Here is a 13,016-nt window from a genome sequence, read left to right as displayed (position 1 = left end):
GCTAATCCACCTCGTAGAAGCTTTTTGTAAAGCGGACGTCAGCCTGAGCAAGCCCGAGCTCAGAGTCTTCTACGTCGGATGCATTGATGTACAACCGGTTCTTGTCGATCAGCTCAGCAACCACCTGCTTCTGCTCTTTAATCGAGAGTTCCTTGAAATCGTCGCGGGACTGCGACAATGAGTCGGGCAATACTGAAGGACGAAGGAGACCGCGATTGGTGGCATCACTGAGCACGGCCTCAACGTCTTGAAAAGATTGTGCGTCTTCAAGTGCACCCATCAGAGCCTCACCCTGTTCAGCGAGTTCTGCATAAACAAATGACCCCCCACCTTGCCAACTTTGAGACTTCGAAATGCCACCCTGCTCACCTTCGATAACCTTGACTAATCGGGGGACAGTCACCGTCGAGGTGTAATCCATTTGCTCGACACCGATGTATCGGCGGCCCATCTTGTGAGCAACTGCAGCTGTAGTGCCAGACCCCAAGAAGAAATCGAGAACCAGATCACCTGGCTGTGTGGAAACTGTAAGAATGGCTTCGAGAAGTTCTTCGGGTTTGGCGTAGCTGAATTCATCGCGAGAGAACAGCTCATCGATCTGTTGATTGCCCTTTGCATTCTTGCTTCCCGAAAGTAAAGACTTCAAAAAATCGGAAATTAAGAAATCAGAAATAACGGCACCTAGTTTCTCTTTAGAATCATCTTGATCCTTAAATTTCCGCGCTACAGGCATCGTTATATTTAGAAAATCATAATCCCCAGGAAAAATGACATAGCCTTCGTCATAATGTTTCTGAAATGTTTCACGCGTAATTGCCCAAGTGCGCTTTGGCCTAGAGGGGTATTCTTTACCGTTCTTTGGATCAACCAACGTAAAATTGGAGTTTGGACGCTCGGTCGCAGTCGTTTGCTTCGTCAGATCAGCAGTTCTCCAAGGACGTCCCGGATAATCATCTGACTCGAAGTATTTACGCTGGATCTCACGGCCAATCGGCGCGCTACCCTTATCGGCGTTTGTGTAGAGCAGTACCCAGTCAAAATCCTGGGAGAGGTTGAATGACACGTCAGTCTTGCCAGAGCGGGTTCGCCGAGGAATCGTTCCAATAAAGTTTTCGGAACCGAACACGGAATCGGCCATAACTTTTAGGTAGTGCATGCCGTCTTCACCGATACTTATCCAAAGCGTTCCATCACGATGCAGAAGTCGCTTCGCAAATTCGAGTCGTGTCTTCATGAAAGTGAGCCACGTCGATAGGTGGAAATCCGAGTTGTAGGTGAAGGTATCTTCACCACGACGGTTTTGGAAAAAGTACGGCGGGTCAATATAAATACACTTGATCTTGCCTTCGTACCGCTCCACCAAAGAACTGAGCGCTAGGAGGTTGTTACCTTTGACGATGAGGTTGTCATCATCCGCCAACTCAGTCACTTGTGAAGAACCGGAAGCGTCATATCGAACTACGTCCCTAAAGGCCTTGGGAGCGAGAAGCCGTCCGATCTCGTCAGGAGCCAACGTCTCGTTGTAGAAGATCTCGTCGCGCTTCTCGTCATCCTTATCTTGGCCACCTTCGAGAACACAGTCCTTATAAGGCCAAACGAGTGAGACATCGTTCGATGAACCAAGCAAGGCATTGCCACCTGCCGACAGTCCGATCCTATTGCGGTACCCCGTGTAGCTGTCTGGCAAGAACTCTTTGGAATTTACCACCCACATGAACTTTTCTTGATCAAAGACCATAACTCCATTGATCTTCTTGAAGAAGTGATCCTTCATGTTGGGCGAAGTCAGGAGCTTGTCCAGCAGCTCAGCGTCGAGATTATGCACGGCATCGTGAACGTTAGGTTTAAGGAGTTGACCATCCTGCGACACAAATCGCGGATCACTCTTTAGTAGTTCTTCTAGTTCTTCAAGGAAGTTCATATTAGTGCTCCACGGGCCTGACGAATGAGTGTCTGTTCATAATCGGTCGATATCGGACACAGCGCGACCAAAGGTCAGTGAGACTCTGACAGTTGCAACCAGGGTGTCCGAGATCCCTGTCCATTAAGTCTAACCTACCAAAATGGTGATATTAGGGATTGCGGACACGCCGGTCCGACGCCGAGGACGCGAGCAGGGGCTGGCCTCCCCCACTCGGGCTAATGTCACTAAGATCGAGTCTCACACACTGAAAATTCACCCCAGAAAAGGCAATCATGATTCTAACCGTAGCCAATCTCAAAGGTGGTTCCGGCAGAACTACTACAGCACTGATGCTGGCGCAGGTGGCCAGTGAGCATGGAGCGAGTGTCCGGGTGGTAGATGCCGTCTATCAAGGCCATGCCGCATCAACCGCTAAATACGCGACCAAGGAGGGTAGTCCTCTACCGTTCCCCGTTGACCACGTTCCGATCTACCAGAAGCATCCTGAGACGTACCCGCTAACCGATCGAATTCTGAACCCTTCTAGCCAATACGATTTGACGATTATTGACACACCGTCGCACAGTCCCGCAGCCATTCGAATTCTCTCTCCTGTCTCAGATTTCGTGATGATACCGGCATTCCCAAGCAGCGCGGACTTCCACCCAACGCTGGCCACCGTAGAATCAGTGGCAGGGCCCTGTGCAGTACTACTCAATCGCATAGGGCGCGCCGTTACCCTTGAGGCTGAGTTCCTCCTCCAACTCCAGAAAAAGAACGTCAATATTTTCGATACGGCAATCCCGGACATAAAGGCACTCCGGGGACCATTCGAAGGACGTATGAAAGACAATCTCTACGATTATGAAATGGTCGCCGGAGAACTTCAGGAAATGCTCCGAAGTAAGATCAACGTAGCGTGGGGAACGACGTACAAACCTAAAAGCACCGCGGTCCCAAATTAATGACGGTCGCCAATCAGTCGGACCCTTGAGAATCAGCCTGCCCCGAGGCCGTCAACAGTGATTCACAGATTGACCAGGATTATTTCCAGATTACCTGGACACGGTTCGGGTCGAACTGCTTGGCACCCGTCCTGCCAGGAAGGATATGTATTTCCATGAGTAGACGGGTGAACCGCCGCTTATCCTGAACCGAGGCTCCCTCCCACCACTCGGGAAAATTGGAAGCATCTGCCAGTTCAGCAGCGAGCGGATCAGCATCATGTAAGGCTGTCAGCTCCGCGAGCCGAGTCTCAATCGTAGCCACCTGTCTAGCGATCTTATTCTCGAGCCGACCAAAGGTATCAACGTCAATATTAGCGGCGATCACAGACTCCTCGATGCTCTCGCGGCGCGCTAAGAGAGCATTCCGATCAGCAAGTAAGTGCTGAAGCTCGTCAGTGGCAGCATCGTCCTCAGCCGGGGCAAGAGCTTGCTGTATGACCCTCAGGGCATCGGGCTCGGCCATGCGGGCTAAGATGACACGCTCGATGAACTCGTCAATTTCGGCGCCGATAGAGACGTGCTTACCGCCAGGATTTGAGCGTTTGCACGTGTAGAAGCGTTGCGTGGAACCATCTCTACGCCCGCGACTGCGTGAATACATCGGATCACCGCAGGTACAAGTCAGCACGGAAGCAAGGTAACGCGTCGGTGCATTGCCGGAGTGATTACTTCGACGCGCCGGATCACGAAGCACGACATCGAGATTTTCGCCAGTTGCCTCGTCGATAATTGCCGGCCACGTACCAGGCCCAAGGATCTGCCTGTCCTTAATAAGGCGGTAACCAGTCGCAGGGTCGGTGGGATTGAAGGTGCTTATGCCCCGTACGCGAGGGTTAAGCAAGATATCTCGCAGCGTCTGCGGGGACATCTCTCGGCCTGAAGTGGACTGGATGTCGCGGGCGTGGAAGATCTCACGGACAGTTTCGCGCAGTGTCTTGCCAGCCAGAACCATCTGTGCAGCATCGCGGATAGCCTGGGCCTCGTCGTCGATGACTGTCATACCGTCCACCCCGTAGCCAAGCATCCGACGTCCACCAGTCTTGGGACGGCCGGTACGTGCTCGGTCCTCGTAGGCTGCACGAATACGGGCAGCACGGTCAATGCTCTCCTGCTCGGCGATCAGCCCCAGGATGACGATGGTAAGCCGCGAAGCAGGGTCGGAGGGATCGATGTCATATCCGCGGTTCGCGCGCACGCGAACGTTGTATCGCTCGCACAGCTCAAACAGCGCCAACGTGTCCTTGGTTCGGCGGGTGAGCCGATCCAATGCGTACACGTAGACAACGTCCAGGTCGTCGGCCTCAATAGACTTGATGAGCTTGTCATACTCCGGCCGGAACTCACCGGAGAAAGCCGAAATATTGTTGTCGACGTAGGTGGCGACTAGGCTCGCCTCGTCGGCCTCAGCCTGCTTAGTAGCCAAGTAAACTTGTCGCTTCACACCGGCTTCTTCTTTAAGGTCGAGCGAGATACGGGCATAAATGGCAGCACGAAGGGTCATGGCCTATATCGTACTCACTATCCTTGTTCTGAATTACCACTGCCGGTCGCCCCAATGCATAACCCGTGCGGGCCCATGCCGCCTTGGGCAGATTCCTTCAAATCCAGCATCACCGGTATCTGCGCCGGTGACAGCCCGATAGGTACCGCAAGCCGCGACGCCCCGGTCCGCCCCGGCCATAGCGCAGATCCGGTCATCTCCGAAATATCCGCAAACCCCAGCAAGCTCAATAGATCCACGCGGGTATCTGCCGTGGATGCCTCAGGGCGGCTAAATTGCGCCATCGCCCTGGCACACGTCGTTGCTTCTTCAACGCTGACGAGATCGGGTACGCCTAGCTCTTCATCGCCGACGGCGGTGACAACGCGCAAGGTGGCATCGACAAGCAAAAGCAAACCTTCGTTTTCCGCGCGCACGCCCAATGCCGTGGTGCGACGGGAGGCAATATCGATGATGCAATCAACGCCAGCATCATCAATAAAAGGCTCCACCCCGGTGGTCGGGGTGTCATCGACAAGCAAGCAGACAAACTGCGCGGCGTCCGGGTTGCGGGTGTGCGGTAGCCACTTCAACCACTCCCAACCAGGGCCGATAACGCGAAATCCCACGGTTTCCGGGCCGTGGAATATTGCCAGCTGCAGCACCATCGCGCGAGCGAGATCGCGCGCCGCTTCCCCGGCAAGCCCCAAGAAACGAAAGGCCTGCAACTGCAGCGCCACGGGCATATCGGCAACGGTGCTTACCGCGGCCAAGGTGTGCCGCAAACTCACCGCACACACCGGGTCCAGGTCTTCTGCCGCGCCCGATTCGGCCACATTAATCGGCGTGGCCAAAGCCGCTGGGCCAAGGCCAATGCGTATTTCAAAAGCATCCTCGTCTTCCCCGGCGCGCTCCCACAGCCGGGACGTTGCGATAAGAGCTTGCAGGTCCGCCGGGGCGGGATGTCGGTGCAGCTCGTGCCGGCGCTGAGCTTGGCCATTATCAAGTGCTTCCGCGCGCAGGGAGGCTAAATGTCGCAGGTAGGTGCGCCGGGTTTCATCCGGGTCATTGCCGCTTTGCGGGTTAAACATCATCGCCATGCTGGCCAGCATCATCATGGGAAACATCAACATCATCGGATTCGGTGCGCCATTGGACGACAGCACCATCATCGCGACCATGGCCAGCATGACCACCACCATCACCAGCGGCATCAGGATGCGGACCAGCGGCAGCGGCTGGCTGCGCGTTGCTTGCGGTACGGCTTCGGCATCCAAACTGCCGGTCGGCACTGGCGGCGCGGGATCGCGCAGCGCAAATGAGATCGGTTCTACGATCGCCAAAGTTATATCCCCCTTCTTCCCCCGAAGAAACGTGTGCCCACATAACCGGTGGACACGCCACCACTAGTAAGCCACAATGGAGGCGGTTGAGCAAGGTGGGGAGCTCACAAACTACATACTTATTTCGGGGGAAATAGTGAATTTTTCACAAAGTGTGCGGGTTACTGTGCGTTGTCACGTGGGAGAATTCCGCAAAGAAGCTGACTTGGCGTTGCCGGCGTCATCGTCGTTTAATGAAATGATTACTGAGGTCACGGACTTGGTCGGCGCACCGTCCGTATCGCGGCCGTGGCGGATATCTACCGCTGGGGGTCGGTTGGTGGATCCGTCGGCACCGCTATCGGCCACACAGCTTGTCGATGGCTCCGTGGTGCTTTTATCCCCGTCCGAAGAATTGCCAGCCCCGGTTATTCGTGACTCGGCGGAGGCGTTAATTGCCTCTGGCAGTGAGCACTCTGCGCGCGGGATTATGCAGCTCTGGATCAATGGCGCGCTGATAGCACTAGGTGCGGTAGTGGGATTTTTGACCCCGACGCATCTCGCCGGGTCTATTGCGTTGGCGGGAGCATCGATTGCGGTGGCCGCGACGGTGCTTGCGGTGTGGCATCGCGGGTTGCGGCTAGGTTGGCTCATTATCATCGCTGCATCGCTCGCGGCGGGCATAGGCGTGGCGGGTTGGCCGATGGACTCCGTGCGCGATTTCAGCTTGGGGTTGTATGCAGCAGCACTAACGTGTGCGCTGGTTGGACTTGGGTGTCATGTGTTAAATATTGCACACGTGCGCACCACCAGTGCCGCGGTACTGTGCGCTGTGTTCTTGGTTATCGCCGGGCTTAGCGTTCCACGCAGCGCCGGGACCGTGATCGCCGCAGCGGTGATTGTGCTTGCTAGCGCGCCGGGTCTTGCGACTGCGGTGGCGGGATTGCGGGTGCCGCAGCTACCAACCGCTGGGCAAGATTTATCCGTCTCAGATACACTCGTTGACAATGTAGATCAGCGCTCGCAACGCGCGCACTTTATCTATGAAGGCCTGTGCCTTGGCTTGTCGATGTTTACCCTGCCCGCCCTTGCCCACGTCGCCATCACCAGTGCCACCACCCCGGTAGTCAGCACTTTATTGGCACTGATGTTGTGTGTGTCGTTGCTTTTGCATGCCGCGCGCCACCGGCAGGTGGTGGTGTTGTGGTCGCTGATGGTGCTGGCTTTAGCCGCTGCGCTGTGTGCGCCGGCGGCGGTAGCCGTGGCGGATTATCACGGGCAGGTGCCGGTGATTTTATGGATCGTGGCAAGCATTCCGCTTCTCGCTGCGGTGACATCACCGTGGTGGGCGCCGCGCATTCACTCGGCCTCGCCGACCACGTTGCGGTGGGCTGAGCGCTGCGAAGCCATCGCGCTCGTGTTGTGTCTGCCCATGGCCGCGCATCTCGCCGGACTCTTCGAGTTCATTCGAGGACTAGGCTAATGCGCCGGCTGCTCATTGGCCTTGGCGCCTTGGTAGCAGGTGTGGTGGCTGTGCCTGTGGCTCTGCCGCTGGCACAGCCAGTTGCGCAGGCGCAAGATACCGCATGCGCGGTAGCAATTGGCACTGCACAGAGTCCGTCTTTTACGCCGAAACAGCAGGACTACCGCGCCCGCCTGCATGGGTTGGCCACGGGGCAAGGCGTAAAAATCGCCATCATTGATACGGGGATTGCCGAACACGAGCAATTTCCGCAGCTCGAGCCGGGGCCGGATTTCATCACCCCAGATGAACCCGCGCCGTTTCATGACTGCGATATTCACGGCACCGTGGTCGCCAGCGTCATTGGTGCACGCGAGATGGGTATTGCGCCGGAGGCCTCGTTGGTCGCGATTCGCCAATCTTCGCTGCATTACCGCGATGCGCCGGATTCCGAAAGCGCTGGGTCTTTGGCCACGATGGCACAATCAATTCATGCCGCCCTCGATGCCGGTGCGCGCGTTATCAGCTTATCGGTGGTGGCATGCATGACACGTGCGCAGGCCGAGAGCTTAGATTCCCAGCAGCTTAGCGATGCCCTCCTACGCGCCGAACACGACGGCGCCGTCGTCGTAGCGTCTGCCGGCAATATCGACGGTGACTGCCAACCAGGCATGGTGGTCTACCCGGCGGTGGAAGATACCGTCATTCCCGTTGCAGCGTTATCCAGCGAATATGAGTTAGCCGAGTATTCGCTTCCCGTGGTCACCGAGGACTGGGTCAGCGCGCCAGGCACCGTTAATATTGCGGTTCATCCCCAGGGCGCCGGATGGATGCGCGGGGCGATTAAAAATGGCAGCGAAGGTGGCTTTAGCGGCACCAGCTATGCCACCCCGACGGTCAGCGCCACGGTCGCATTGTTATTGCAGCGCAATCCGGCACTATCTCCTCAGCAGATCCGCGAGATTATCTATGGCTCGGCGCAGTCTGCCAACCGGGTCCACGACCCGCTGGCCACTGTGGAATATCTGGAGGGTACTAGTCCTGTGGACTCCCGCACGGTGGCGATTGAATCTGCTGCGAGCACGCAATCTCGCGCACCGCAACGGCTCGAAATCGTGCTCGCCGCAGCAGGCGGTGGCGGGGTATTAGCGATGATCCTCGCCGGTGTGCTTAGTAACTTGCAGTTAGCGCGTTCTCGGGCGTCAACGCCGAGGCCTCAGGCAACAGGCGCACAATCGGCCAGGCGGCTTCGTGAACGGCGACGCCCAAGGCATCGACAAGCGAAGCATCGGGCAACTCGTGGCGGCGGCCGGCTTCTTCGATAACGTGCACACCAAACCCGGTATCAACCGCTACTGCCCCACCGGTTAACCCGGTGAAATAGCGCGCCGGGCCATCACCGGATAGCTCTACTAGTCCCTCCACCGGAGCAAGTGTTGCTGCTTCGCCGTCGGAATTGGCGCACAGCCACTCCTCGGCGCTGATCATGCTGGGCACGGTGGCTGGGAGCGTATCAATCTCGGTGTTGGTCACGGTGGCAAGCTCTGCGAGCTCGTCTGGGTTGATGTTGGTGATATCTGCGCCGGCCGCGCGCAGGATTTCTGCTTGGGTCTCGGTGATTTCAACTATCCCGCCATCGCCCTGCGCCCACATCTGGTTCTCGGCGCGTCGGAGGTCGACATCTGGGATTTTTATCGGCGGGGTTTCGGCGAAGGTGTTGAGAAATTCCGGTGGGACAGCAACGGCGTGCTCGAGTTTAAGAACTCGGCGAATAATGCGGCCTTCGTCGCTATCAGCGGCGGGTAAAAGCGCGCGACCTTGCTGCGCGATGAGCCAGTCGCGGTCTTGGTAGGTGACATATGCTGCGGCTGGTTGCGGAAGATTGTGTAGTTCATGGCCCACGGTCACGACAATCTCGCGGTCTGTCTCTGCGGCATCGCGGGTGGCGCTGGTGATAAAGGGTGGCTCCTGGATGGAGGGCTCGGCAAGACATGCGGCCCAGGTATTCGGCGGTGGCGGGGCCAAAGGGTCGAGCTCAGGTGGTGTGGACAAGGCAATCGGTGCATCCACAATCCCCAAGGGCGTGCCTAAGTCGGAGTTTTCTAAAGCAGTGGTTCCGATAGTGACAGGCTCGGCGGCCTCGCCCAGAATAAGGCGCGCGGACACTAGGTTGGCTACGGGATGTAGAGTCTCGTCGACGCGCACATAGAGTTGGGACTGCTCCGAGCGCACAAGCGCGGCGTCACCCGGATCTGGGTCGGGGCGCAGCCAGGCTAAAAGCCCGGACCCCAGCGCGATAAGCAGTACGGCAACCAGGCCAAAAATCAGTGCGCGGCGCCGGCTGGCTAGCGGATCGTGAATCATCCGGATATCGCCTAACACCAGCGCGTGCTGCATGCGACGTACGAGAAACTTATGGCCTGATACTTGTGCTTTAGTTGTTGGCGCGATCTGCGACACCGTGACATTCCCCCGAATCGACGTGTTTCCAGCGCGGCGAATCCCCCGAAACACCGCGCGTTGCACATGTCAGTCTATCCCGCGGGCAAGTCCTTGGCAGCGCTTCTTTTATCGCGGGTGACCATCGTGCGCGCGGCGAGGTCTTCATCAGCGGGATAGTCCACGCCGACTAAAGACAAGCCTTTGGCAGCGGCGACGGGAATCGAAGACGAGCGTTCAGATTCGCCCAACATGGCTTCCACAAAGTTGATATCGCGTCGGCCCTCCCCGACCGCTAGGCAGCAGCCGACTAAAGAGCGCACCATCGACCAGCAAAAAGCGTCGGCGCTCACATGCGCTTCATAAAGATTCGGCTCTGACGGTGTGGAGGCATCGACCCAGTAGAACTCTTGTAAGTCACGAATCGTCGTGGCATGGGGTTTGGCTTTACAAAAAGCGGCGAAATCATGCAGCCCCACCAACGTAGTAGCGGCCTGTTGCATCAGATCGATATCCACGGGCCGAGTCCACGTCGCGGTATCACGCAGGCGGGTCGGCAAAGCGCCGGCCTCCTCGGTGGTAATTCGGTAAACATAATGCCGGCGCAGCGCAGAAAAACGGGCGTCAAATCCTTCTGGAGCGAAGGAGACACTGTGGATGCGGATATCGTCATCGACAAGCTTTGCTAAACGACGCACCAATTTCGCCGGCTCCCCGTCAATGCTGCGCTGCTGCAGGCTTTCGACGGGTACATCGGCATGGGCGACTTGGCCGGCAGCATGTACGCCAGCATCGGTGCGCCCCGCAACGGTCAGTTCAATGGGGTGGCGCAGGATCATCGTCAAGCACTGCTCCAAGACCCCTTGCACCGTGCGAAGCTGACCTTTTTGGCTAGCCCACCCATGGAAATCGGTGCCATCGTAGGCGATGTCAAAGCGCAGGCGAACCAAGTCAGCAGAAGCAGTCATAGGTTGGGATTCTACCTGCATAGAAAAAGGGCCGCGCGCCAACCACGCGGGTTGGATACACGGCCCTTCAAAGCTGCTCAGAGCTAGAGAATTTTTACTTCTCTTCCTCGGTAGCGTCCTGCTCGGCAGGGGTCTCCTCTGCTGGGGTTTCCTCAGCGGTGGTTTCCTCTACGTCGGTCTCTTCAACGGCTTCTTCTTCAGCCTGCTTGGAAGCTGCTGCGCGGGTTGCGCGGGTTGCTTCAGCGGACACGGTCTCTTCCAGAACCAGAGAAATCTGGGACATTGGAGCGTTGTCGCCGGAGCGGTTGTCCAGCTTGATCGTGCGGGTGTAGCCACCTGCACGGCTTTCAAACTGAGGCGCCAGATCGTCGAAGAGGTGAGCTACTACATCCTGGTGTGGGATGAGCTTCAACACTGCGCGACGGTCAGCCAGGGTTCCACCCTTAGCCTTGGTGATGATCTTTTCAGCGTATGGACGAAGGATTTTGGCCTTCGCATCGGTGGTCTTGATTGCGCCGTGCTCGAACAGGCTAGCTGCCAAGTTGCTCAGCATGTGTGACTGCTGCTTAGCGGAGCCGCCGAGACGGGCACCCTTCTTAGGGGTAGGCATTTAAGTACTCCTCGTGTGCGGATTAGGTAAAGCGCGCGACCAAGAATTTCTTGGTCTAGCACAATTGCTATTTACTCGGAATCTGCAGCCGGATCCTTGAAGTCACCGGTTTCTGCGTCGTAGCCTTCGAGCTGGGTTGGATCAAAGTCCTCAGGGGTGTCCTTGAGAGCCAGATTCAGGTTAGCCAGCTTAATCTTCACTTCGTTGATGGACTTCTGTCCAAAGTTGCGGATATCCAGCAGGTCCGACTCGGTGCACTCTGCGAGCTCACCAACGGTGTGGATTTCCTGACGCTTCAGGCAGTTGTACGAACGTACGGAGAAGTTCAAGTCCTCAATAGGCATGCTGTAAGCGGCGATGTACTCGGACTCCTGTGGGGATGGTCCAATCTCGATGCCTTCAGCAGCGGTATTCAGCTCGCGAGCCAGGCCGAAGAGCTCGACCAAGGTGCCACCGGCCGAAGCCAGGGCGTCGCGGGCAGAAATGGAGTTCTTGGTTTCCACGTCGATGATCAACTTGTCAAAGTCGGTGCGCTGCTCAACACGAGTAGCTTCGACCTTGTAGGAGACCTTCAGCACCGGGGAGTAAATCTGGTCAATCGGAATGCGTCCGATGTCACCAGAAGTTGGTGCTGCAGGAACGTAGCCACGGCCACGCTCAACGACGAGTTCCATGTCCAACTTCGCAGTATCATTCAAAGTTGCAATGTGCAGCTCTGGGTTGTGGATTTCCACACCAGCTGGTGGCTGAATGTCGCCAGCGGTAACTGCGCCAGGGCCTTCCTTGCTCAGGTACATCACTACTGGCTCATCAGAGTCAGAGGACAGTACCAAGTTCTTGACATTCAAGATGATCTCGGAAACGTCTTCCTTCACACCGCTGATGGTGGTGAACTCGTGGAGAACACCATCAATCTTGATGGAAGTTACTGCTGCACCAGGAATGGAAGACAGCAGGGTGCGACGCATGGAGTTACCGATGGTGTAACCGAAACCTGGCTCCAGTGGTTCGAAAACGAAACGGGAGCGGGAGGAATCGATGTATTCCTCGGTAACCTGTGGGCGCTGTGAGATAAGCATGGAACTTCTCCTTGTCGACGACCGCTATTTGACGCCGGTAGAGGGTGAAAATTATGAAAAGGAATCCGACTGATTCCTGTGATAACCGCACCGCGCCGCAAAGGCACCGTACGGTTAAACAGTTTACTTCGAGTAAAGCTCGACGATGAGCTGCTCCTGCAGCGGAACGTCGATCTGAGCGCGCTCGGGCAGCTGGTGCACGAGGATGCGCAGGGTTTCAGGAACAACCTGCAGCCAAGCTGGAACAACAGCTTCGCCGAGACGGTCCTGAGCCTCTTCGAACCATTCCATCTTCTGGGAACGCTCGCGAATATCGATGATGTCGTATTGCGAAACCTGGTAGGAAGGAACGTTGGTCTTCTTGCCGTTCACGGTGAAGTGACCGTGGGAGACAAGCTGACGTGCCTGACGACGAGTACGTGCCAGACCTGCGCGGTAGACAACATTGTCAAGGCGAGATTCCAGCAGGACAACCAAGTTGTCGCCGGTCTTGCCTGGCTGACGGTTTGCCTCTACGTAGTAGCGACGGAACTGACGTTCAAGAACACCGTAGGTGTACTTTGCCTTCTGCTTCTCCTGGAGCTGCAGCAGGTACTCAGATTCCTTGATGCGGTTTCGGCCAGCCTGTCCCGGTGGGTATGGGCGGCGTTCGAAAGCCATATCGCCACCGACCAAGTCGACGCGAAGACGGCGGGATACACGAGTAGCGGGGCCGGTATAACGAGCCATAGTTTAGTTTCTCTTCC

10 protein-coding genes and 1 pseudogene are annotated in these 13,016 nt (G+C 56.8%); 3 read left to right on the top strand and 8 right to left on the bottom strand.

Going from position 1 to position 13,016, the window contains the following annotated elements; translation table 11 throughout:
- Position 1: 1 nt before the first annotated feature.
- Positions 2-1,921, bottom strand: coding sequence for a DNA methyltransferase (locus tag CAMM_RS02645; RefSeq protein ID WP_003848266.1), 1,920 nt, complete (start codon positions 1,919-1,921; stop codon positions 2-4).
- Positions 1,922-2,196: 275 nt separating this feature from the next.
- On the opposite strand from CAMM_RS02645, the gene CAMM_RS02640 reads away from it, so the two are divergent.
- On the top strand, positions 2,197-2,868 hold the full coding sequence (locus CAMM_RS02640) for a ParA family protein (protein ID WP_003848267.1): 672 nt from the start codon (positions 2,197-2,199) through the stop codon (positions 2,866-2,868).
- Between the two features lie 79 nt (positions 2,869-2,947).
- Here CAMM_RS02640 and CAMM_RS02635 read toward each other — a convergent pair whose 3' ends face one another.
- Positions 2,948-4,411, bottom strand: coding sequence for a recombinase family protein (locus CAMM_RS02635; protein ID WP_003848269.1), 1,464 nt, complete (start codon positions 4,409-4,411; stop codon positions 2,948-2,950).
- Positions 4,412-4,428: 17 nt separating this feature from the next.
- Positions 4,429-5,733, bottom strand: coding sequence for a hypothetical protein (locus CAMM_RS02630; RefSeq protein WP_003848271.1), 1,305 nt, complete (start codon positions 5,731-5,733; stop codon positions 4,429-4,431).
- A gap of 76 nt (positions 5,734-5,809) precedes the next feature.
- On the opposite strand from CAMM_RS02630, the gene eccD reads away from it, so the two are divergent.
- Positions 5,810-7,195, top strand: a complete 1,386-nt coding sequence (eccD, locus tag CAMM_RS02625; protein ID WP_003848272.1) for a type VII secretion integral membrane protein EccD — start codon at positions 5,810-5,812, stop codon at positions 7,193-7,195.
- Positions 7,195-8,151, top strand: a pseudogene (locus CAMM_RS13045) (S8 family serine peptidase); the annotation flags it as partial. The gene eccD and the pseudogene CAMM_RS13045, both read left to right, overlap by 1 nt.
- 193 nt (positions 8,152-8,344) lie before the next feature.
- On the opposite strand, the gene eccB reads toward CAMM_RS13045, so the two are convergent.
- From eccB to rpsD, 5 genes are all read right to left on the bottom strand, one after another.
- Positions 8,345-9,634, bottom strand: coding sequence for a type VII secretion protein EccB (gene eccB / locus CAMM_RS02615; RefSeq protein ID WP_040355925.1), 1,290 nt, complete (start codon positions 9,632-9,634; stop codon positions 8,345-8,347).
- A gap of 74 nt (positions 9,635-9,708) precedes the next feature.
- Positions 9,709-10,581, bottom strand: a complete 873-nt coding sequence (gene truA, locus CAMM_RS02610; RefSeq protein ID WP_040355926.1) for a tRNA pseudouridine(38-40) synthase TruA — start codon at positions 10,579-10,581, stop codon at positions 9,709-9,711.
- Between the two features lie 94 nt (positions 10,582-10,675).
- Entirely contained in the window at positions 10,676-11,191 is a 516-nt protein-coding gene (rplQ, locus tag CAMM_RS02605; protein WP_003848280.1) for a 50S ribosomal protein L17, read from the bottom strand.
- Positions 11,192-11,262: 71 nt separating this feature from the next.
- Positions 11,263-12,270 carry a DNA-directed RNA polymerase subunit alpha gene (locus tag CAMM_RS02600; RefSeq protein WP_003848281.1) on the bottom strand — a complete coding sequence of 336 codons (1,008 nt, stop codon included), beginning with the start codon at positions 12,268-12,270 and terminating at the stop codon, positions 11,263-11,265.
- A 123-nt stretch (positions 12,271-12,393) separates the two neighbouring features.
- The gene (gene rpsD, locus CAMM_RS02595) at positions 12,394-12,999 is read right to left on the bottom strand and encodes a 30S ribosomal protein S4 (protein ID WP_040355928.1); all 606 of its coding nucleotides are present in this window, start codon (positions 12,997-12,999) and stop codon (positions 12,394-12,396) included.
- Positions 13,000-13,016: the final 17 nt, after the last annotated feature.

This window comes from Corynebacterium ammoniagenes DSM 20306 (genome assembly GCF_001941425.1).
Classification (GTDB): Bacteria; Actinomycetota; Actinomycetes; order Mycobacteriales; family Mycobacteriaceae; genus Corynebacterium; species Corynebacterium ammoniagenes.
Note: the sequence above shows the minus strand (reverse complement) of the source record. Positions and strands in the feature narration are given on the sequence as shown.

What these genes read in the sequence shown, in the direction of transcription:
- CAMM_RS02645 (WP_003848266.1), bottom strand. Translation starts at nt 1,921, where the DNA reads ATGAACTTCCTTGAAGAACTAGAAGAACTACTAAAGAGTGATCCGCGA.
- CAMM_RS02640 (WP_003848267.1), top strand. Translation starts at nt 2,197, where the DNA reads ATGATTCTAACCGTAGCCAATCTCAAAGGTGGTTCCGGCAGAACTACT.
- CAMM_RS02635 (WP_003848269.1), bottom strand. Translation starts at nt 4,411, where the DNA reads ATGACCCTTCGTGCTGCCATTTATGCCCGTATCTCGCTCGACCTTAAA.
- eccD (WP_003848272.1), top strand. Translation starts at nt 5,810, where the DNA reads ATGGAGGCGGTTGAGCAAGGTGGGGAGCTCACAAACTACATACTTATT.
- truA (WP_040355926.1), bottom strand. Translation starts at nt 10,581, where the DNA reads ATGACTGCTTCTGCTGACTTGGTTCGCCTGCGCTTTGACATCGCCTAC.
- rplQ (WP_003848280.1), bottom strand. Translation starts at nt 11,191, where the DNA reads ATGCCTACCCCTAAGAAGGGTGCCCGTCTCGGCGGCTCCGCTAAGCAG.
- CAMM_RS02600 (WP_003848281.1), bottom strand. Translation starts at nt 12,270, where the DNA reads ATGCTTATCTCACAGCGCCCACAGGTTACCGAGGAATACATCGATTCC.
- rpsD (WP_040355928.1), bottom strand. Translation starts at nt 12,999, where the DNA reads ATGGCTCGTTATACCGGCCCCGCTACTCGTGTATCCCGCCGTCTTCGC.